The organism is Bradyrhizobium stylosanthis, from assembly GCF_001641335.1.
Classification (GTDB): Bacteria; Pseudomonadota; Alphaproteobacteria; order Rhizobiales; family Xanthobacteraceae; genus Bradyrhizobium; species Bradyrhizobium stylosanthis.
Genome location: NZ_LVEM01000003.1, coordinates 196,882 through 217,555, shown reverse-complemented (window position 1 = coordinate 217,555; position 20,674 = coordinate 196,882). Strand labels below are relative to the sequence as shown.

At 65.8% G+C, this 20,674-nt stretch carries 16 protein-coding genes; 13 read left to right on the top strand and 3 right to left on the bottom strand.

What is annotated here, in order from left to right:
• Positions 1-3: 3 nt before the first annotated feature.
• The 4 genes from A7X65_RS20770 to A7X65_RS20755 all read left to right on the top strand — a co-directional run bounded on the left by A7X65_RS20770 (position 4) and on the right by A7X65_RS20755 (position 6,212).
• Positions 4-2,760: a M10 family metallopeptidase C-terminal domain-containing protein gene (locus A7X65_RS20770; RefSeq protein WP_063688169.1), complete on the top strand. Its 2,757-nt coding sequence runs from the start codon at positions 4-6 to the stop codon at positions 2,758-2,760.
• Between the two features lie 655 nt (positions 2,761-3,415).
• On the top strand, positions 3,416-4,174 hold the full coding sequence (locus A7X65_RS20765; RefSeq protein WP_245323724.1) for a hypothetical protein: 759 nt from the start codon (positions 3,416-3,418) through the stop codon (positions 4,172-4,174).
• Positions 4,175-4,506: 332 nt separating this feature from the next.
• On the top strand, positions 4,507-5,607 hold the full coding sequence (locus A7X65_RS20760) for an acyltransferase family protein (protein ID WP_082885012.1): 1,101 nt from the start codon (positions 4,507-4,509) through the stop codon (positions 5,605-5,607).
• A 62-nt stretch (positions 5,608-5,669) separates the two neighbouring features.
• On the top strand, positions 5,670-6,212 hold the full coding sequence (locus A7X65_RS20755; protein ID WP_430643236.1) for a tetratricopeptide repeat protein: 543 nt from the start codon (positions 5,670-5,672) through the stop codon (positions 6,210-6,212).
• A gap of 133 nt (positions 6,213-6,345) precedes the next feature.
• On the opposite strand, the gene A7X65_RS20750 is transcribed toward A7X65_RS20755, so the two are convergent.
• Together A7X65_RS20750 and gspD are read right to left on the bottom strand one after the other, a co-directional pair.
• Positions 6,346-6,942 (bottom strand): prepilin peptidase, encoded by a 597-nt coding sequence (locus tag A7X65_RS20750; RefSeq protein WP_063688163.1) that lies wholly within the window; start codon positions 6,940-6,942, stop codon positions 6,346-6,348.
• A gap of 4 nt (positions 6,943-6,946) precedes the next feature.
• Complete coding sequence (gspD, locus tag A7X65_RS20745; RefSeq protein ID WP_063688161.1) at positions 6,947-9,325, bottom strand: type II secretion system secretin GspD; 2,379 nt, start codon at positions 9,323-9,325, stop codon at positions 6,947-6,949.
• Between the two features lie 138 nt (positions 9,326-9,463).
• Here gspD and A7X65_RS20740 point away from each other — a divergent pair, with 138 nt between their 5' ends.
• Genes A7X65_RS20740 through gspM form a run of 9 tightly spaced genes read left to right on the top strand, consistent with a single transcriptional unit; the run spans position 9,464 to position 16,955 of the window.
• A complete protein-coding gene (locus A7X65_RS20740) occupies positions 9,464-11,152 on the top strand; it encodes a GspE/PulE family protein (protein WP_245323696.1) in 1,689 nt (562 codons plus the stop codon).
• 5 nt (positions 11,153-11,157) lie between these two features.
• On the top strand, positions 11,158-12,369 hold the full coding sequence (locus A7X65_RS20735; protein WP_063688157.1) for a type II secretion system F family protein: 1,212 nt from the start codon (positions 11,158-11,160) through the stop codon (positions 12,367-12,369).
• A 23-nt stretch (positions 12,370-12,392) separates the two neighbouring features.
• Positions 12,393-12,848, top strand: coding sequence for a type II secretion system major pseudopilin GspG (gene gspG, locus A7X65_RS20730; protein WP_063688155.1), 456 nt, complete (start codon positions 12,393-12,395; stop codon positions 12,846-12,848).
• On the top strand, positions 12,811-13,305 hold the full coding sequence (locus tag A7X65_RS20725) for a prepilin-type N-terminal cleavage/methylation domain-containing protein (protein ID WP_063688153.1): 495 nt from the start codon (positions 12,811-12,813) through the stop codon (positions 13,303-13,305). The genes gspG and A7X65_RS20725 overlap by 38 nt, the downstream gene beginning before the upstream one ends.
• Positions 13,283-13,678, top strand: coding sequence for a PulJ/GspJ family protein (locus A7X65_RS20720; protein ID WP_063688151.1), 396 nt, complete (start codon positions 13,283-13,285; stop codon positions 13,676-13,678). Before A7X65_RS20725 ends, A7X65_RS20720 begins: the two co-directional genes overlap by 23 nt.
• Before the next feature lie 11 nt (positions 13,679-13,689).
• Complete coding sequence (locus A7X65_RS20715; protein ID WP_063690645.1) at positions 13,690-14,394, top strand: hypothetical protein; 705 nt, start codon at positions 13,690-13,692, stop codon at positions 14,392-14,394.
• Positions 14,391-15,305 carry a type II secretion system minor pseudopilin gene (locus A7X65_RS20710; protein WP_063688149.1) on the top strand — a complete coding sequence of 305 codons (915 nt, stop codon included), beginning with the start codon at positions 14,391-14,393 and terminating at the stop codon, positions 15,303-15,305. The genes A7X65_RS20715 and A7X65_RS20710 overlap by 4 nt, the downstream gene beginning before the upstream one ends.
• A gap of 1 nt (position 15,306) precedes the next feature.
• Positions 15,307-16,344 (top strand): PilN domain-containing protein, encoded by a 1,038-nt coding sequence (locus A7X65_RS20705; RefSeq protein WP_063688147.1) that lies wholly within the window; start codon positions 15,307-15,309, stop codon positions 16,342-16,344.
• On the top strand, positions 16,341-16,955 hold the full coding sequence (gspM, locus tag A7X65_RS20700) for a type II secretion system protein GspM (protein WP_245323692.1): 615 nt from the start codon (positions 16,341-16,343) through the stop codon (positions 16,953-16,955). Before A7X65_RS20705 ends, gspM begins: the two co-directional genes overlap by 4 nt.
• 27 nt (positions 16,956-16,982) lie before the next feature.
• Here the strand turns inward: gspM and A7X65_RS20695 are convergent, their stop codons facing one another.
• The gene (locus A7X65_RS20695; RefSeq protein ID WP_156527931.1) at positions 16,983-20,600 is read right to left on the bottom strand and encodes an autotransporter domain-containing protein; all 3,618 of its coding nucleotides are present in this window, start codon (positions 20,598-20,600) and stop codon (positions 16,983-16,985) included.
• Between the last annotated feature and the right edge of the window lie 74 nt (positions 20,601-20,674).

Here is a 20,674-nt window from a genome sequence, read left to right as displayed (position 1 = left end):
TCCTTGGCTACCGCTGTTTCCGTCAGTGCCACCAACAATGCCGAGATCGACGGCCTGCTGTCGGGCTACAAATGGACCGGCACGATCAGCTACAGCTTTCCGGATTCGCCGAGCGACTATTCCAATCCCTATTCCGGCGGCAGCAGCGAACCGACCGCGTCGGGTTTCGCATCGGCGCCGACCCAGATGCAGGCGGCGATTACCTACGCGATCGGTCTGATCCTCGGCTACACCAACGCCACGATCCAGTTCAACGGGACCGGTAGCGCCGACATTATGGTCGCGCAGTCCCCGTCGGCCAATCCAACCTCCTACGCCTACTACCCCGGCAATTATTCGGCGGGGGGCGATGTATGGTTCGGCACCCAGTACAATTACTCGCTGGCCAAGCTCGGCAACTACTATTTCACGACCGCGCTGCATGAGCTCGGCCACGCTCTCGGTCTCAAGCACGGCCAGGAGGCCGGTGGCCCCGCCAACGTCGCGGTGCCGAGCGCGCATGACGACAGCGAATACACCGTCATGAGCTATCGCAGCTATGTCGGTGGATCGACGACCAGCGGCTACACCAACGAGTCGTACGGATATCCGCAGACCTATATGGCCAACGATATCCTCGCGCTGCAGTCGATGTACGGCGCGAACTATTCGACCCAGAGCGGCAACACGGTCTACAGCTGGAATGCGACGACGGGCCAGGAGTTCATCAACGGCGTCGGGCAGCTCGCGCCGGGCGGCGGCACAGGCGGTTCGGCCAACCGCATCTATGAGACGGTCTGGGACGGCGGCGGTGTCGATACCTACGACCTGTCGAACTACACGACCAATCTCAGCATCAACCTCAATCCCGGCGCCTCGTCACTGTTCTCCACGACGCAACTGGCCAATCTCGGCAACGGCCATTACGCGTCCGGCAACGTCTACAACGCCTATCTCTACAACGGCGATGCGCGCTCCTACATCGACAACGCCATCGGCGGCACCGGCAACGACACCATCCTCGGCAACGCCATCGCCAACACCCTGAACGGCGGTTCCGGCAACGACACGATCACCGGCGGCGGCGGCAACGACAGCATCATCGGCGGGGCGGGCACCGACACGGCGGTGTATTCGGGCAATTACGCGAATTATGGCCTGGCCTACAATTCCACCACGCAGACCTTCACGATCACCGACCACCGCTCCGGCGCGCCTGACGGCATCGATACCGTCACTGGTGTCGAGAGTTTCCAGTTTGCGGATCAGACGGTCTCGAGTGCGACGCTTGCAAGCCTTCTCAGCAATGTTGTGATCGAAGCGATCGGTGCAACCAGCCTGGTGCAGACGAACAACAACTACTCTTTCAATCCAACCTCAGGCGGCACGGGTCCCGTGCTGAAATATTCCGGTTCGCCGGTGACGGTCGGCCAGTTCGGCAACTGGGCGTTCATCGCGGCAGAACAGACCGCCAGCGGTTATGAAGTCGCACTGCATCTGACCGGTGCCGATCAATACATCGTCTGGAACACCGATACGAACGGCAACGTCACTGGCAACGCGCTGAGTGGGATTGTTTCCGGGACCAGCCAGGGCTTGGAGGCGCTCGAGACGAGCTTCCATCAGGATCTCAATGGCGACGGCACGATTGGATTGCCCAGCGCCGCCGCCACTGTGATCGAATCCTTCGGGGCGACCAGCCTCGTGCAATCGAGCGGAAACTACTACCTGAACCCCAGTGCGGGCGGGACCGGTCCCGTGCTGAAATATTCGGGTTCGCCGATCACGATCGGTCAGTTCGGCGGTTGGGCGTTCATCGGCGCCGAACAGACTGCCAGCGGGTACGAAGTCGCACTGCATCTGACCGGTGCCGATCAGTACATTGTCTGGAACACCGATACGAACGGCAACGTCACCGGCAACGCGGCGGGAGGGGTCGTCTCGGGGACCAGCCAGGTCTTGCAAGCGCTCGAGCCGAGCTTCCACCAGGATCTCAACGGTGACAGCACGATTGGCTTGCCGAGCGCCCCGGCCTCGGTCATCGAATCCTTCGGTTCGACCAGCTTGGTGCAATCGAGCGGCAACTACTATTTGAATCCCAGTTCGGGCGGGACCGGTCCCGTGCTGAAATATTCGGGTTCGCCGGTCACGATCGGTCAGTTCGACAATTGGACCTTCATCGGCGCCGAACAGACCGCCAGCGGCTTCCAGGTTGCGCTGCATCTGACGGGTGCCGACCAGTACACGGTCTGGAACACGGACACGAACGGCAACGTCAATGGCAACGCGGTGGGCGGCGTCGTCTCGGGAACCAGCCAGGCTTTCGAAGCGCTCGAGACGAGCTTCCACCAGGATCTCAATGGCGACGGAACGATTGGCCTGCCTGGCGCCGCTGCCACGGTGATTGAATCGTTCGGTGCGACCAGTCTCGTGCAATCGGGCGGGAACTACTATCTGAACCCCAGCTCGGGCGGGACTGGTCCCGTGCTCAAATATTCCGGCTCGCCGGTCACGATCGGTCAGTTCGGCAATTGGGCCTTCATCGGCGCGGAACAGACGGCCACCGGCTTCGAAGTCGCGCTGCACCTGTCGGGTGCCGACCAGTACACGGTCTGGAACACGGACACGAACGGCAACGTCACCGGCAATGCGGTGGGTGGGATCGTTTCGGGCACGAGCACTGCACTTCAGGCACTTGAGACGAGCTTTCATCAGGATCTCAACGTCGATGCCATCGTCGGGACTGCCCCCGCGGGCGTCGCCTGGCATCTGTTGACCTGAGCGCTCTCGCAACGGAATCGCTTCAGGCGATAACCGTTACGGCTATCGACGACTTCTCCGACTCTCTGCACGAACTGCTCTGCCGGCCAGCGGCTCGTCGCGTCGAATCGACGCAGCCCGGCGCGGTCTGTCTGTCACAACCAGCGTCTAGCCTTGCGCCCGGGGGTTGTGCGCGACAAGTGAGCAACGCAAAGGCCCTCGTTGTCGTCGAGAGACCCGCGTTGTCGCCGAGGACCTCTTGTGTCGGATCACGATAAGGACGATAAAAAAACTACGTCAAATTGAACCTTGCCCGATCCAGCGCCGACCACTAGAAGCCTCGCGATCCATCACGCAACAGTTGCGCGATGAGAAAAGACAAGACTGTTTCCATTTTTCCCAGTAGCCTTGCGTACCTAATAATTTTGAACACGAAGGTCCGATTGCGAGCGCCGACAACGGCGGGGGAAGTTCCACTGACATTTGGAATGTGATGCCGTAGGTCCGCGGAAGCGAAGCTGCGGCAGACGATGAATTGTGCATGGCAATGAGCTGGGCCTCAGCTCTATTTCGGGAGGATGAAATGCGTCGAATTGCACTCTTTGCCTTACTTGCGGGAATGCTCTTACCGGTCCTGGCGTCGCAGCCGGCTCACGCCCAGGCCACCAGAACCTGGGTGTCCGGCGTTGGCGACGACGCCAATCCGTGCAGCCGCACCGCGCCTTGCAAGACCTTCGCTGGCGCGATCTCGAAGACGGCGGCGGGCGGCGAGATCAACTGTCTCGACCCGGGCGGGTTCGGTACCCTCACAATCGTCAAGGCGATCTCGGTCTATTGCGAAGGCGTCATCGGCGGCGTCCTGGCATCTGGCGTCAACGGCATCAACGTCAACGCAGCCGCGACTGACCATATCGTGCTGCGCGGCCTCGACATCGATGGCGCCGGCACCGGGATCAAGGGCGTCAACATCCTGCAGGCGGCCTCCGTAGTCATCGAGCATAGCTTCATCAGGAACTTCAATTCTGCCGGCGGGGCTGGCGTCTCGTTCACGCCTTCGAACGCGAATGCGCTGCTGCTGATCCGGGACAGCCTCGTCTCGCACAATGGTTCGGCTGCGGACGGGAACGGCGTTCTGATCCAACCCAGCGGCGCCGGCAGCGCCAAGGTTTTGATCAACAACACGTCCATCAATAGGAACTTCCTCGGCCTGAACGCTCAGGGTTCGTCCAATGTTCAGGTCAACAACAGCGACATCTCCGAGAGCGCCGGCAGTGGCGTTGGTCAGGGCGGTGCGGCGACCATTCGCATCGGCCGGTCCATGATCGTCAACAATTTCGGATCGGCGACGGTGGGCAGCGTGCTGTCCTATGGCGACAATCAGATCAACGGCAACGGCACCGACACCACCCCGGCGTCGGCGGGCGGCTACAAGTAACCCCCTGATCATCGACTGATCTGATCCACGAGGCTCCGGGCGACAATCGCCCGGGGCCTTTTTCTTGCCGGGAGGGGGCGGGCGGTTTGGTGGCGAACGGACGCTCGACCGCAGCAGTCCAGAAGGGCGCTGCGTTGATTAAGTTCCGTCAGGATGTCAAAGTCTTATCCGAGGCCCAAGGCTGAGCCCCAAACGGATTGTTCGGAGCTTGGTCCGGGGCTAAGGCATTGAGCTGAAGCCAACGGCCTGCCGCCGCGCAGCCCGGGGCCGGAACTTGCGAGGCAAGGCTGGACTTGAAAGCGGCGCCGCTACGGTAGGGAACTCTCGGCTTTATGTTTACCTTGGACCCGGCGAAGAATGACACCTCCGTCACCCTGAATCTCCTGAGAGCCGCCGCGGCCCAAGTGGTTTGCATTGGTCATGCCTGGAATTTCGGAGGAATGGGATCGACGAGCGCGCCCACCGACGGGGTGTTGTTGTTCTTCGTTCTCTCCGGCTTTCTTATCGCCTATACCCTCGACACCAAGTCGAAGTCGCCGTCCTACGGCATTGTCGATTTCGGCATCGAACGGTTCGCGCGAATCTACACGGCCTATCTGCCCGCAATCCTGGCTATCGGATTGGTGGCCCTTGCCATCCAATGGTACGGCCTCGACATCAAGGCCGACCGGGTCGACTTGAAGACATTCATCGGCAGCTTGCTGATGCAGCAGAACGTGCCTTGCTGCCTCAGCGTGAGCACGTTCGGAACGGCAGGGCAGCTGACGTCGGTTGCGGTCGAATTTCACATCTACTTCTTCGTGGGCGCGTTGTACTTCCTGCTGCGGGGCAAGAACGTTCTGCTGTGCTGCCTCATTGCCGCGCCATTCTCGTTCATGCCGCTCGCCTACTTCTCCAACATCCCGGGGACCGATCGGGCGCTGTTCGTGCTGTGGCTTCTGGCCTTCGCCTCCTACTACATCGCGAAAACCGTGGTCGAATACCGGGTGAATGTCGCCTTCTGGTGCCTGGCCTTCGTCGTGACGCTGACCACGTGGCTGATCGAGCTGACGCCGGGCGATGATGCCACCCTGCGGCAGTATCCCATGCTGGTCATGGCGTTCTTCAGCCTGGTCCTTGTCACGCAGCGCGTCCGCATCATACCGAAGCGCCTGGCTGCGCTGATCAATGTCGCTGCCGACTATTCCTTCTCGCTCTTCCTGATCCATCTCACGATATTGCGGCTGATCTTCGCACTCTGGCCGGATGCGACGATCTGGAGGATGTTGTTCGCCATCGTCGTGGCGAACGCCCTCGCATTCGTCTTCGCGCTTGTTTTCGAGCGGCACTATCATCGCGTGTCGGACTGGATAAAGTCGGCTCTCGGCCGGCCGTCGCGGCAGTGGCGCAGCGGGCCGGCCGCGAAAGCGTATGCCGGAGGCCAGCAATCCTGATGTGGATTCCGTCACGGGACCGGACTAACCTCGCGCAAGTGCAGTCGATGGGAAGTCGGATGATGAGTGAGTCACGTCCCGGTCTGGATGACGGTCGCCTGGTGCGGTCGCTGCGGCTTGCGGTCCTTGCTTTTGCGATCGCAGCACCGATGCTCGCGCTCGCCGCGCCGGCCTCTGCCCAATCGCTCCGCCAGGGTGTCTCCGCGTTCCAGCGCCAGGACTATGCGAGGGCCTCCCGCATCTTCATTCCGCTGGCCGAGCGCGGCAATGCGGCGGCGCAGACCTATCTCGGCTTCCTGTTCGAGACCGGGCGCGGCGTGCCGCAGAACTATACGGAGGCCGCGATGTGGTACCGCCGCGCGGCGGAGCAGGGCGACAGCCGTGCCCAATATTCCCTGGGCCTGCTCTACGACCGCGGCTTCGGCGTGCCGCAGAACATCGTCGAGGCCTCCAAATGGCTGAACCTCTCGACGGCCGCAGCGCCGCCTCCGGCGCGCGAGGCGCGGGCCCGGATCCGCGACGCCGTCACCACCAAGATGACGCGCGGAGAGATCGCCCAGGCCCGCCTGCGGGCGCTGGAATGGGCGCCGAGCCGCGAGCATTGACCGCGGGCGCCTAACTCCCCTCGGCCGTTCGCGTCCCTCCAAGACAAAAGTGCGAAAACAACCCCATGCACAGTAGGGGGCGAGCGGGGCGCGCCTGCGCCGTGATCGCGATTTATCCCGACAGCATCGCGCCTTAGCCGGGCCAGCCGCCGAGCCAGTTGGCGTACCAGGTCTCGCCCAGCCAGCCGATCCAGATCGCCGGTGCGAGGAACAGTCCGAACGGGAGGAAGGCTGTCGCGCGCAGCGGCCTCTTTTGCAACGCAGCATTGGCGGCGTAGGCGGCGATCGCGAGCAGGGCGGCAAGCTCGATCACCGCGAGCACGGTCGCAAGGTCGAGCCAGGCGCCGCAGACCCCGGCGAGCTTGATGTCGCCGAGCCCGAGCCCGTCGCGGCCGCGCCAGTGCCGGTAGAGCACCATCAGCAGCAGCAGCGGCACCGCCACCACGACGGTGCGGACGAGCGGCCAGAGCAGCGCCTCCAGGCCGATATCGGGCACGAACGCCGCGGCGCGCAGCAGGGCGAGCGCGAAGGCCGCGCCCGTCAGCTCGTTCGGAATGAGGTAGTGGCGGGCATCGTGGGCCGCGATCGCCAGCATCAGGGCCGCCAGGAACGCGCCATACAGGCCTTCGGCGCCCGGCGCGGTGACGAGGCTTGCGAACACGCTCAGCAGCAGGGCGATGCCGAGCGCGAGCGAGGGGCCCGTGCCGTCGTTCGCCACCTGTCTGATCACGCGGTCAGCGTACCGCCCCGGGCGGGGACACGGTGACCACGGGATTGCTGGTCCCGACCAGGCGGCCGTTCATCTTGCTGCGCATCTCCTCGGCGATGACGTGCGCATCGACGCCGTCCTTGATCACGGTCGGACGGATGAACAGGATCAGCTCGGTGCGGCTGCGCGCATTGGTCTGATGCGAGAAGGCATCGCCCACGCCGGGGATGGAATCCAGGATCGGCAGGCCCTGGCGCTGCCTGTTCTCGGTCTCGCTGATCAGGCCGGCGAGCAGCACGGTCTGTCCGCTCGTCACGGCGATCGAGCTCTTGACCCGGCGCTGCGAGATCGTCGGCGTCAGCGAGTTGGCGCTGCCGGCGGCGACGCTCGAGATCTCCTGCTCGATGTCGAGCACGACGTTGCCGTTGGCGTTGGCGCGCGGCAGCACGCGCAGGATGATGCCGGTGTTCTTGTAGTCGATGGTGTTGACCACGGTGTTGTTGGCGGTCAGCACGGTCGCAGTGCCCGTCGAGAACGGCACCTGGTCGCCGACCTGCAAGGTCGCGGGCTGGTTATCCAGCACCACCAGCGACGGGTTCGACAGCACCTTGACGTTGGTGATGCCGTGCAGGGCGTCGAGCACGACGCGCGGCGAGTTCTCGGCGCCGATCAGGAAGTTGAAGCCCGGCAGCGCGCGGCCGAGCAGGGCGCCGGCGGCGGCATTGACCGCGTTGCTGGCTGCCTCGGTGTTGCTGCCGATCGTGGCGCTGTTGCTGATGCCCGAAACGGTGTTGGAGATCGAGCCCTTCTTGCTCGCGAGGAAGAACTGCACGCCGTAATTCAGCTGGTCGTTCAGCGTCACCTCGGCGATCGTCGCCTCGATCGCGATCTGGCGCTGCGGCCGGTCGATCTGGCGTATGGTCTGCTCGACGATGCGCTGCGCCTCCTGGTTGGCGTAGACGAGCACGGCGTTGTTGGTGACGTCGGCGGTGATCCGCACGTTCTGGAGAATGCTGTTGAGACCGGGCTTCGCGCCGCCCGAGGGACCACCGAGCGCATTGTCCTGCGCCGGGGTCGCCGAGGCGGCCGGAGCGGGACGGGCGCTGAGCGATGATCCCGCAGGTGCGGTGATGGGCGTTGCCGCGCCCGCGGCGGCGGTCGGCAGTGCGCTCAGCGATGCCACGGGATTGGTGGAGGTCGTCGTCGACATGCCGGCGCCGGGCGAGATCTGGGTCGACGCGCTGTCGAGCGTCGAGCTGCTCGCCGAGCCCTGGTTGAGCAGCATGTCGTTCAGCAGCGCGACGATCAGCTTGGAATTGCCGTAGCGCAGCGGATAGGCCTTCAGGTTCACCCCTTCGGTGTCGGAGCGATCGAGCCGCGCGATCCAGGTCTGCGCACGCTTGAGATATTCCGGCTTCTGGCTCACCACCAGGATCGAGTTCATCCGCGCGATCGGCTGGAACTTGATCACGTTCTGGCTCATGCCGCCTTCACCGGAATCCATGATCTTCTCGATCTCGGTGATGACGGGCTCCGGCGAGGAATTGCGCACCGGGAAGATGCCGACCGATTGTCCGCGCATCCAGTCCGCGTCGAAGGAGAGGATGGTGTCGACCGCGGTCGCACGGTCGCTACCACTGCCGCTGACGATCAGAGTGTTGCGGGCGTTGTCGACACGCATGGTCGAGGCCTTCACGCCGAAGGCGTCGAGCAGCTTGAAGATGTTCTGCGACGAGACATAGCGCAGCGGCACCACCGTGATGCCCTGCCCGGCCGCCGCATTCACAGAACGATCGACCCCGCCGGGGCCGGCTTCCGGCGCCGGCAGCAGGCGATAGCCGCTGCGGTCACGGACCAGCGCGACACCGGACATGCGCAGCGCGTTCTCCAGCACGTAAAGCGCGTCGGCCTTGGGCACGGGCCGCACCGAGGCCAGCGTCACGGTGCCCTGCACGCGCGGGTCGATCGTGTAGCCGACATTCAATACGTCACCAAGGATGACCTTTGCGACGGACGCGACAGGCGCATTCTCGAAGTTGAGGTCGTAGCCGCTGCCGCCGCCATCGTCGCGCTCGGCCAGTGCGCCGCCTTGCGGCGATGCACCATCGCTGAGATAGATCGCGGGCTTGGACGACTTCGACTGGGCTATGCCGCCAGCGCCCGCATCCGCAGGTTGCCGCGGCTGCAGGTCGAGCGAGCGGATCTTGTCAGCGATGTCCTGGGCGCGAGGATCCTTTGGATCGGCCTCGATCGACTGGTCGGCGGTGACGATGCAGGCACCGAGCAGGAAGGCGGATGACAACAGGACGAGCGTTCCAGGCAACGCTGAGCGGAGTCGCAAAAGCGGCTGGACCACCTCGAACAAAATACGCCTGCCAACGCTAGGAGTGATGGGAAATTGCATCCGATCCCCCTCGGTTCGGACGCGCAATTGTTTGCGCCACGATTATGTTTTTGCTAAGAAATAAGTCAAGGGCAAAGGGTCGCCCATGACCCGCCGAAGTTGTTGCATTCAGGTAACAAGGTCAACGCTGTGAATGCGATGCGCGACCGTTCCGCAGATAGCTTCCGGCAGCACCTCCTGGACAAATATTCACTGCCGCCGCGGGCACACGCCCATGTCGACAAGTCGGCCAATCCCGCGCTCACGCGTCCCTTGCGCGAATTGTGGGAGGCGACCGATCTCTCCGCGGCCGAATTCGCCGATGAAGTCTCCGATTATTTTGCGCTGCCACGGCTGAGCCTTCCGCAACTGCTCGCGGCCACGCCCCGTCTGGACGGCTTTTCGCGCCGTTTTCTGCGTGAATCCACCATCTTTCCCTTCAGTTCGACCAATGACGTGTTTCGGTTGGCGGTCGCCGACCCCTCCGACACCGCTGCCATCCGCGCCGCCGAAATCGTGTTCGGAACGTCGGTCGATGTCGTCGTAGCGTCATATGAGGACATTACGACGGTGCTCGATCAACGGGCTGAGGCCGACGACGCACATGCCGATCGAAGCGGCAGGAGCGTCGCGCAGCAGTCCGACGACGATATCGAAAGCCTGCGCGATCTCGCCAGCGGTGCGCCGGTGGTGCGTGCGCTCAACGATCTCCTGGAGCGCGCGGTGGACTTGCGCGCGAGTGACATCCATGTCGAACCGTTCCGCGCCGGACTTGCGGTGCGCATGCGTGTCGACGGCCTGCTACGTGCGTTGCCGTCGCCGCACGGCATCCCGCCGCAGGCGCTGATCTCGCGCATTAAGATTCTCGCCAGCCTCAACATTGCCGAACGCCGCCTGCCACAGGACGGTGCCGCGCGCGTGCGCGTCGGCCGCAGCGAGATCGACGTCCGCGTCGCCACCATGCCGACGCAGCACGGCGAGAGCGCCGTCATCCGTCTTCTGCCGCGCGACCGCGGCCTCCTGGAGATGAGCAGGCTGGGCCTCGCCGCGCGTGACGAGAGCGTGATGACGCGGCTGCTCGCCATGCCGCACGGCATGATCGTCGTGACGGGTCCGACCGGCAGCGGCAAGACCACGACGCTCGCGACCATGCTGTCGATCCTGAACGAGCCGACGCGAAAGATCCTCACCATCGAGGATCCCGTCGAATACGAAATTCCCGGCATCAACCAGTCCCAGGTCAAGCCGTCGATCGGGTTGACCTTCGCCACGGCCATGCGCGCCTTCGTGCGTCAGGACCCCGACGTGATCATGGTCGGCGAAGTCCGCGACGCCGAGACCGCCCATATTGCGATTCACGCCGCGCTGACCGGCCATCTCGTGCTGACGACGCTGCACACCGAAACGGCGGCGGCGGCCGTGCCGCGCCTGATCGATCTCGGCATCGAGGGCTTCCTTCTTAAGTCCACGCTGCGTGCCGTAGTGGCGCAGCGCCTGGTGCGCGTGCTCTGCGATCGCTGCAAGGTGCCGCATGCGCTGACCGAGGCCGACATCGCCAAGGACCCGCGCTTCGCCGTCATCGGCTTCAAGGCCGGCGAGGTCATCCACGAAGCCGGCGGCTGCGAACGCTGCGGCGGCACCGGTTATCGCGGCCGCAACGGCGTGTTCGAGATCCTCGAAATGTCCGACGAGGTGCGCTCGCTGGTCGGACCGCAAACCGATTCCCATTCGATCGACGCCGCCGCGATGCGCGGCGGCATGACGACGATGCTGGAGGACGCGGTCGCCAAATGCCGGGCCGGGCTCACCACCGTGCCCGAGGTCTTCCGCGTCACGACGGTGCGCTGACGCCCATGCCGAACTATCGTTACCGCGCGCTCAACGCCAACGGTGAACTGGTCTCCGGCGCCATCGCCGCGCCTGCGCCCGGCGATGTCGCGCAGCGGATCGAGCGGCTCGGCCTCGTCCTCGTCGACAACGTCACACCGGAAGAGGGCGGCGCGGCCGGCCGTGTGAGCGGCCTCTTCAACCGGCCGAAGCCGGAAGACGTCACCATCTTCACCCGCGACCTCGCCCTGCTGCTCCGCGCCGGCGCCCGCATCAACGACGGATTGGAGCTGCTCGCGGCCGATCCCGATTTCGGCCGGTTGCGTCCGATCGTTGCCGACATCCGTTCGCGCGTCGTCTCGGGCGAAAGCTTCGCCGAGGCGTTGGCGCGGCACGAGGGGCTGTTTCCGCCGATGTATATCGCGCTGGTGCGTGTCGGCGAGGCCTCGGGCTCGCTCGATCAGGTGCTGGAGGTTCTGGCCGGCGAACGCGCGCGCAGCGAGGCGCTGAGGCGCCGGCTGTCGGACGCGATCCGCTACCCCATCTTCGTGCTCGGCGCAGCCGGCTGCGTGCTGCTGTTCTTCCTCACCTTCGTGCTTCCGCAGTTCGCATCCGTGCTGCAGGATTTCGGCGCCAAGGTCGATCCGGTCGTCGGAGTCTTCCTCAATATCTCCACCGTCCTGCGCAGCAATTCGGACGCGGTGCTGGCCGGACTCGCCGGTACCATCGCAGCCGCCTGGCTCCTGCTGCGGCGCGAGCGTGTCCGTCACGGCCTCACCAATGCGATCACGCGCCTGCCGGCGATCCGCAACCTGATGAACGCGTACCGGACGGCGCTGTTCTGCCGCAATCTCGGCCTGCTGCTCGGCAGCGGCGTCAATCTCACCACCACGCTGCGCATCCTGACCGACATGATGGCGACGACCGGTCCGTCCACGGTCTGGAGCGAAGCTGCCGACCGCGTCCGCCACGGCTCGAAACTTTCCGACGCGCTGGCCGAGACGGAAGCGCTGCCGGCCATGGCCGTGCGCATGCTCCGCCTCGGCGACGAGACCGGGCAATTGCCGATGCTGTCGGGGCGCGTCGCCGAATTCTACGAAGCCAAGTTGCAGCGCATGCTGGACCGCGCCGTCGGCATTGCGGGACCGGCGGCGATCATCGCGATCTCGCTGGTCGTCGGCGGCCTGATCACGTCGGTGATGACGGCGCTGATGTCGGTGAGCCAGATTGTCGGATAGGCAGGGAACGGGAGAAGCTTGAAGTGACCAAACATCGATCCGCACGGCGCAGCCGCCGGCGAGACGGCCGCGGGGAGGCGGGCTTCACCCTTGTCGAGATGCTGGTCGTCATCACCATCATCGGGATGATCATGGCGCTGGTCGGTCCGCGGGTGCTGAACTATCTCAGCGAGTCCAAGGCCAAGGCGGCGAAGATCCAGATCGAGAGCTTCTCCAGCGCGCTCGATCTGTATTATCTCGATCTCGGGCGCTACCCGACCTCGAACGAAGGCCTCAACGCGCTCACCCGCAACACCAATCAATCCGGCTGGAACGGGCCCTATCTGCGCGGCGGCGTGGTGCCGAACGATCCGTGGGGCCACATCTACGTCTATCGTTCGCCGGGCGCGAGCGCGCCCTACGAGATCATTTCGCTCGGATCGGACGGTCAGGAAGGCGGCAGTGGAACGGCAGCCGACATTGTCAGCGGCGCGCGCTGAGGGCATCCGCGATACGCGCGGCTTCGCGCTGATCGAGATCCTGTGCGTGCTCGCGATCATCGGCATGCTTGCGGCGATCATCCTGCCCGCGATCCCGCGCACGACGACGCGGGCGAAGCTGGAAAGCTACGCGGTTGAGACCGCCGCGCTGCTGAAGGCGGACCGCAATGCGGCGCTGCGCCGCCAGGTGCGGGTGACGACGCAGGTGGATGCGGAGGGGCGATCGATCCGTTCCGGCGTCACGGGGCAGACCATCCGCCTGCCGCGCGACGTGGTGGTGCAGGCGATGCTGGCCTCGCGCTGCGCCGATCGCGCGGCGGGACGGTCCATCGACTTCTTTCCGTCGGGCATGTCGTGCGGTGGAACCATCGCGCTGGCGCGGCCCGGCATGGGCTATGAAGTGCGCGTCAACTGGCTGACCGGAGGCGTCGAGATTGTCCCGCAGAAGCTGCTCTGATGCCGCCGGCTTCACGCTGATCGAGGCGCTGGTCGCGCTCGCGATCATCGCTGTCGTGCTCGGGACGATCGGCTCTGTCATCGCCACCACGACCCGGGGTACGCGCGCGATCGACCAGCATATGGCGCTCGCCGGCACCGCCGAGACCCTGCTCGCGGACCTGCCGGCACGGGGTCTGCTGAAGCCCGGCCGGCGCAGCGGCGAACTCGCCGGCAGCCGCTGGCGCCTCGACGTCGCGCCGATGAACGTGGCGGGCGGAGATCCCGCAACCGATCGCTTCGTGCCGATGGCCGTCAATCTGCGGCTGCAGCGCGCCGACGGCGCTGCGATCCAGATCACGACGGTGAAGCTGGTGCCGAGGGCTTCGCAGTGAAGAACCTCGCGATGAAACGCCTGCGCCGCGCACTGGCCGACGAGGCGGGCTTCACCCTGCTCGAAGTGTTGCTGGCGACGCTGCTGATGACGGTCATCCTGGCGGCGCTGGCGACGGTGACGGCGCAATGGCTGCCGAACTGGAATCGCGGCATCGCGCGGGTGCAGCGGGCCGAGCGGCTCGCAACCGGGCTCGACCGTATCGTCGCCGATCTCTCGGTCGCCGAGCAGATCACCGTCAACGGCGACGCCAAGGGGCCGCTGTTCGACGGTGCCGAATTGTCGGTGACGTTCCTGCGCACCGCGCTCGGTCCCAGCGCGCGTCCCGGGCTCGAAATCATCCGCTTCATCGAGAAGGCCGATGCGCAGGGGCTGGCGCTGGTGCGCGAGCGCGCCACCTTCCAGCCGATGCCGGCGGACGGGCAGGTCCGCTTCCTCGACCAGGTCGTGCTGGTCCGCGCGCCGTTCCGCGTCAGTTTCACCTATGCCGGGCCTGACGGTCAGTGGCAGCCGACCTGGCGCGGCCAGACGCAATTGCCGGAGCGCATCCGCGTCACCGTGCGCAACAGCACCACCGGCCAGGTGCTGGCGGTCTCGGGCGCGGTGATCCCGCACATCACGGCTCCGGCCGAATGCGCGCGGGCCAAGAACCCGGCGACCTGCGTGACCGCAGGCACGCGGTCGCAGCAGCCCGAGAAGCAGGAGCAGCAGCTGTGAAGGGCGCAGGGCAGGAGCGGGCAAGGCTTGGCGACAGCCGCGGCTTCATCGTCGTCGCGGTGCTCTGGATGCTGGCGTCGCTGGCTGCGCTCGCGCTGATCTACCTGACCTATGTCACCAACACAGCGGTCACGGTCGCCGTCAACGCGGACCGGTTGCAGGCCGATGCGCTGGTGAACGCCGGGCTCGAGCTCGCCGCCTACCGGCTGACGGTACAGAACGAAGCCGTGCGCCCGACCAGCGGCACCTTCAATGCCCGCGTCGGGGCCGGCCGGGTCAGCGTGACGTTCCGCTCGGAGGCGGCGCGCATCGATCTGAACATGGCGCCGAAGCCGTTGCTCGCAGGGCTGATGACGGCGCTCGGCGTCTCCGCGACGGATGCGCCCGTCTATGCCGACAGGATCCTCGCCTGGCGCACCTCTACGGAAGCCGGACAGGACAATCCCGAAGATGCTTTCTACCGCACGCTCGGGGCGTCGTATCTGCCGCGTCACGCGCCGTTTCCGCACAGCGACGAGCTGTGGCTGGTGCGCGGCATCCCGGCCGCCGTGGTCGAGCGCGTGCTGCCCTTCGTCACGGTGTTCAGCAATATGCGAACGGTGAACGTGCTCGACGCCGCGCCGCAGGTGGTGGCGGCGCTGCCGGGCATGACCCCGGAAACGCTGCAGCAGGTGCTGCGCGATCGCGCCGATCCCAGGATCGACCCGCGTTCGCTGGTGGGGCTCGCCGGAGGCGCCAATGCGACGGTCGAGGGCTCGCGCGCGTACCGGATGACGGTCGCCGTCGAGGCGCCCTCGCATCGGCGCAGCTCGGCCGAGATCGTGATCCTGCTTCTCGACAGCGGCGATGAGCCGTATCGTGTATTGTCGTGGCACAACGCCTATGACGGCTCCGCCGGAAAGCCTTTGTGAGATGAGTTCGCTCGATTCCCTTCGCGGCATTCTCGACGCCTGGACCGGCACCGTCGCCGGCACGATCGTTACCGCCCTGGAACGGGTGGTGGCGCCGCGCGTGGTGCGGCTGGTCGAGACCACGAGCGGCGCGTTCGCGCTGGAGGCCGCCAAGACCGACAATTTGCCGAAGGAGCTCGGCTTCGAGGACGGCAAGTTCGTCGGCGCCAATCTCGCCCAGATCGTCCGGGGCAGCCGCGTCGAGATCGTGCTGCAGCCGACGCGCTTCCTGTTCCGCCCCCTGGAGCTGCCGGCCCGTGCGGCCGATTTCCTCGAGGGCATCGTGCGGGCGCAGATCGACCGGCTGACGCCGTGGAGCGCCGCGGACGCGGTGTTCGGGTGCAGTCCGCCCGTGGCGCATGGCAGCGAGAGCATCACCACGGAGATCGCCGCGGCACCGCGCAAGCTGGCACTCGGTTATGTCGAGGCGGTGTCCGCCTTCCATCCCTCGGCGATCGCGATCGTGACGGAGGCGGCCGAGGGCCGCCGCATCAGGGTGTTCGAGCAGAGATCGCGCGGCGCGATCGACCCGGTGCGGTTGAGCCGGACGCTGCAGGCGGTGCTGGCCCTTGCTGCGGTCACCGCGGTGACCGCGTCTGTCGCGGCGGGTTACCTCGCCGACAGCCTCAGCACGCAGCAGAGCGAGCTCGAACGGCAGATCACCCAGCGCCGTGCCGCGCTCCGCGGCAGCGACGGCGGCGAGCGCTCGCCGCTCGCGCTGCTCGAGCGGCGCAAATACGAGACCGCCGCGAGCGTGATCGTGCTGGAATCGCTGAGCCGGGTGCTGCCCGACCACACCTATGTCACCGAGCTGCATCTTGCCGGCAACAAGATCCAGATCGGCGGCATCACCCGCGATGCGCCCTCGCTGATCCCGCTGATCGAGCAGTCCCAGCATTTCACCCGCGCGACCTTCTATGCCCCGACGACGCGCAGCCCCACCGATCCCGGCGAGCGCTTCCATATCGAGGCGCAGGTCGAGCCGAGGAACGCGCCATGAGCAGCGCCAAGAGCAATGCCAAGATCAGCGCGGTGGGCAGCAAGGTCGCGAGCGGAAACAGTGTGGCGCGGGCGCTCGCCGGCTCGCCGCTGATTGCGGTCTCGCTCTATCTCGCCATCGCCGGCGGGCTGTTGCTGATGGCGGGCCTTTCGATCGCCGATGTCATCGCCCATCGTCAGGCCCTGGCGGAGACCTCCGACCTGCTCGACCAGCTGCGCGGCCGCAAGGGTGGCGCCAAGAACGCCGCGGCAGCAATGGCCGAGCATCCCGGCACGCCGTTCCTGGAAGGGCCGACGGTGACGGTGGCGGGCGCCAATCTGTTGCAGCGGGTCGCCGCCGCCGTCGGCAGTGTCGGCGGCTCGGTGCAGTCCTCGCAGGTCGACGTGACAGGGGCGCAGGCGAAGGACGGCTTCGTCGGTCTCGTCGTGAGCTGCGAGCTGGAACAGCCGGCGCTGCAAAAGCTGCTCTACGATCTCGAGGCCGGAATGCCGTTCCTGTTCGTCGAGCAGCTCGACGTCCAGGTGCCGCAGGCCACTTCGCTCGGCGATGCCCCCACCGGCCGCGTCAGGGTGATCCTGGGCGTGTCCGGCCAGTGGCAGGCGGGGAAGTAGGGCGCGTCGTCAGGCGGGCCCGCCGGCTCACCAGCTGTATTTGAAGACGCCCTTGCCGGAATAGCTGGTGACGTTGCCGGAGAACTCGCCGTCGAAGGTGCCGGCGAGCGAGAAGCCGTTCAGCCATTTCATCTCGGCGCTGGCGCTGACAAGCGCGGAGTCGGCATCGACCCTGGCGCCGTTCACGACGAAGCTGGTGCCCGGCAGGGTCTGGAACAGCGCGGTGATGGCGCGGCTCGGATTGTAGTCGTGCGCCCAGGCGGCGCGGCCGCGCAGCGTCAGCACGCCGTTCTGCATGGCGTACGACTTGTCGGTGCGCAGGCCGAGCTCGGAGCGGGTGTCGGTGACGGATTGCGCGGCGTAGTTCAGCGCGAACAGGCCGCCGCCGTTGAGGCTGGCCTCGGAATAGTTCGGCAGGTTGACGTTCGTCACCTGCGCCGCCGCATAGGGAGTGATGCCGATCATCGGCATCGCAAAACGGTAGCCGCCCTCGAAGCGGGCCGAGAACGTGTCGGCCTTGTAGCGGGCCTGGAGCTGGTCGGCCCCGGCCAGCGCCACGGTGCGGTTGGTGGTGACGTCGTGCCAGCCATAGGCGAGGGCGGCCGAGATATAGGCCGGGCCGAAATTGTGCCGGCCATAGACGCCGGCCTGGAACAGGTCGGCCGAGCCCGAGCCCATCGCGTTCGCAACCGAGTAGTTCAGTCCGCCGCCGCCGAGCGCGAAGCCCACCAGCGTGTCGACCGAGAGCCTGTAGTCGGCGCCGGCCGCGGCGCCCCAGACCCGTGCGGTCAAGTCCTGCGAGCCGACCGTCGCATTGCCGCCGACCTCGGCCGAGCCGCCATAGCCGGCGGCCCAGACGCTCCAGCGGCTGCTCGGCTGCGACGACAGCAGCGAAGGCGCCTTGGTCGCCATCGCATAGGCCTCGCGCTCACGCGCATTGGCCGGACGCATCCTGGCATAGGCCCTGGCATCCTCGCTGTCGGCGAATTGCGCGACGCTGCCCGCCTTGGCGAAGCCGCCCGAGCGGCCGATGACGGTCGGGTCGAGCATCAGGTTGAGGAACTGGCCGTCGGCGTTGATCGCGGACTGGATGATGCCGGTGCCGAGCTCGCCCGAGGCGGTGGTCAGCCCCGACGGGCCCAGCGCTGCGAACGCCGCGGGAATGCCGCCGGTCGCATTGAAGAAATTGGTCAGCGTGTTCGCGACGTTCTGCTGGTTGGTGTTCAGGCCGCTCGCCGGCGTGAAGTTGACGTTGACATTGAGGAACACGTTGTTGGGGTCGTAGCTCAGCGTCGCGTTCAGCGTCGGCATGTTGGAGAGAACGGTCGGATTGAAGGTGGTGCCGACGAGGCTGCCCGCCGCGGTCAGGATCGTGTACTGCTTCTTGACCGTGCCCGAGCTGAAATTGGCTCGCACCGTCGCACCGCCGAGGTCGGTCGAGCCCGTGACCTGGGTGAGGCTGGCATTGGTGGAAGAGACCTGCACCAGATAGGTCGAGGCGGCGGTGAAGATCAGGCTGCCGGTCACCGTCAGCGGGCCGAACGGGGTGGCTGCGCTGCCCGGCGCCAATGTGCCGCCGCTGACCTGGACGCCGGCGACGTTGCCGCTGCCGGCGAGCGTGCCGCCGGTGTTGACGGTGATCGGGCTGTTGAGGATCGTGCCGTCCACCACCAGCGTGCCGCCGTTCACGGCGGTGGCGCCGGTATAGGTGTTGACGCCCGTCAGCGTCTGCGTGCCGCCGGCCAGCGTGAGGCCGCCGCCGGCGCCGGCATCGTCAATGACGCCCGAGAACGTGCCGTTGGCGTTGGTGATCGTCAGCGTGTTGGCGCCGAGATTGACATTACCCGACCCCGACAACGAACTGATCGAGGTGCCGCCGTTGGTCAGGTTCGAGATGTCGAAGATACCATCGGCGATGACGCTCCGGGATGAAGCGATGCTGCCATTCAGGCCGCCGAAAAAAACAAGGTCCAGCTCGCCGCCCGCGGCTATCGTGGTCGTGCCGGTATACAGGTTGTTGCCCGAGAGCTGCTGCGTGGCGGCGTTGGCAATCACCAGATTACCCCCCGTGCCGCCGCCGATACCGCCGTCCAGGATGACGCCCGAGAACACGCTTCCGTTCGTGATCGTGAGCGTCTTCGAGCCGAGCGCGATGAAGCCGGCACCAGCCATCGAGAAAAGCGACTGTATCGAGGCGCCGGAGGTGGTCTGCGAAATATCCAATGTCCCGGTCGCACCCGGCGAGAAGGTCACAAGGACGGAACTCGCGATCGAGCCGCTGCCCTTCAGCGCGAGCGTCGCACCGACGTCGATCTGGGTTGCGTTGGTATAGGTGTTGACGCCGGAGAACGTTTGGGTGCCGTTGAAAATCTCGACCCCGCCCGTTCCATTGATCACGCCAGAGAATTCGGTCGAACCGTTGGTGATGAACACTCCCTTGGTGCCCATCTGGACCGTCCCGCTTCCGGCCAGCGTGGTGAGGGCCGCTGCCGATGGGGTGATCGCGGAAATGTCGAGCGTGCCGTTCACCGTGACGACGCTGGAGTCCGCAATGCTGCCGAAGCCCGACAGTGCGAGCGTTCCGGCCGAGACCGTCGTCGCGCCGGTATAGGTGTTGACGTTGGTCAGCGTCAGCGTGCCGGTGCCGACCTTGGTGAGGCCGCCGCCGGTGCCGGAGATGATGCCGTCGACCTGGGTCGAAGTGTTGAGGCTGCCGGTGGTGAGGGTGTTGGCGCCGAGCACGTAATTGCCTGCGCCTTCGATCGAGCCGCTGGTCATCCCGCCGCTGGTGAGGCCGGAAATGTCGACCGTGCCGCCGGCATTGGTGATGAAGCGTGCGCTGCCGCCGGTCGCCGACGCGCTGAAATTCGTCGTCGCGCCGTTGTTGGTGGTGATGGTGGCGCTGCCGGCGGTGGCGGAGCCGTCGAAATTCACGATGCCGTCGTTGATGATGCTCGATGTGGCGGCAGTGGTGTTGTTGTGGAAGCTCAGCGTGGCGCTCGCCGCGTTGTTGATCGTGGCGCTGCCGGCCGAGGCGCTGGTGTAGAAATCGATCTGGCCGCCGGCATTGTTGCTGATCAGGGCGCTGCCGGCATTGGCGGAATCCTCGAAGGTGAGGAAGCTGCTGTTGATGATGCTGGCCGTCCCGGCCGTGCTGTTCTGCAGGAACGAGACCGTGCCGCCGGAACTGTTGGTGATGGTCACGGCGCCAGTTCCGCCGCTCGCGGTGCTGCTGTTCTGGAACACCATGTTGATGCCGTTGGACGCCGACACGAAGTTCTGGGTGTTGCCGGAATTGTTGATGATGCCGGTGCCGTTGAGGATGAACGCGTCGCCGATCGTGACCGTGTAGGCCTGCGCGGTGTTCGTGAACTGGACCGTGCCGATGACGACGACGCCGTTGAAATTGTCGACGCTCGTGTTTCCGGTGTTGGTGAAGGTCGCGGTTCCGTCCGGTACGCTCGGGTTCGATGACCAGTTGGCCGGATCGGTCCAGTCGGAGCTAGCGCCGCTCCAGGTGCCGTCCACGGCATGCGCGGCGACGACGCCGAGCGCGGTCGTGGCGAGCAGGGTCGCCAGAGCATGGCGCCTGACCGACCGCAGCCGGTCTCCGATCCTCTCGGGCGCCATTTTCGGTCCGGCCATTGGTGCTCTCAAATCAAAAAAACAATCGCAGGCATTGCAACCCGGGCGCGCAAGCGCAGCCCCGTCCGCGATGA

What these genes read in the sequence shown, in the direction of transcription:
- gspM (WP_245323692.1), top strand. Translation starts at nt 16,341, where the DNA reads ATGAGCAGCGCCAAGAGCAATGCCAAGATCAGCGCGGTGGGCAGCAAG.
- A7X65_RS20705 (WP_063688147.1), top strand. Translation starts at nt 15,307, where the DNA reads ATGAGTTCGCTCGATTCCCTTCGCGGCATTCTCGACGCCTGGACCGGC.
- A7X65_RS20755 (WP_430643236.1), top strand. Translation starts at nt 5,670, where the DNA reads ATGAGTGAGTCACGTCCCGGTCTGGATGACGGTCGCCTGGTGCGGTCG.
- A7X65_RS20740 (WP_245323696.1), top strand. Translation starts at nt 9,464, where the DNA reads ATGCGCGACCGTTCCGCAGATAGCTTCCGGCAGCACCTCCTGGACAAA.
- A7X65_RS20695 (WP_156527931.1), bottom strand. Translation starts at nt 20,600, where the DNA reads ATGGCCGGACCGAAAATGGCGCCCGAGAGGATCGGAGACCGGCTGCGG.
- A7X65_RS20735 (WP_063688157.1), top strand. Translation starts at nt 11,158, where the DNA reads ATGCCGAACTATCGTTACCGCGCGCTCAACGCCAACGGTGAACTGGTC.
- A7X65_RS20760 (WP_082885012.1), top strand. Translation starts at nt 4,507, where the DNA reads ATGTTTACCTTGGACCCGGCGAAGAATGACACCTCCGTCACCCTGAAT.
- A7X65_RS20715 (WP_063690645.1), top strand. Translation starts at nt 13,690, where the DNA reads ATGAAACGCCTGCGCCGCGCACTGGCCGACGAGGCGGGCTTCACCCTG.
- gspD (WP_063688161.1), bottom strand. Translation starts at nt 9,325, where the DNA reads ATGCAATTTCCCATCACTCCTAGCGTTGGCAGGCGTATTTTGTTCGAG.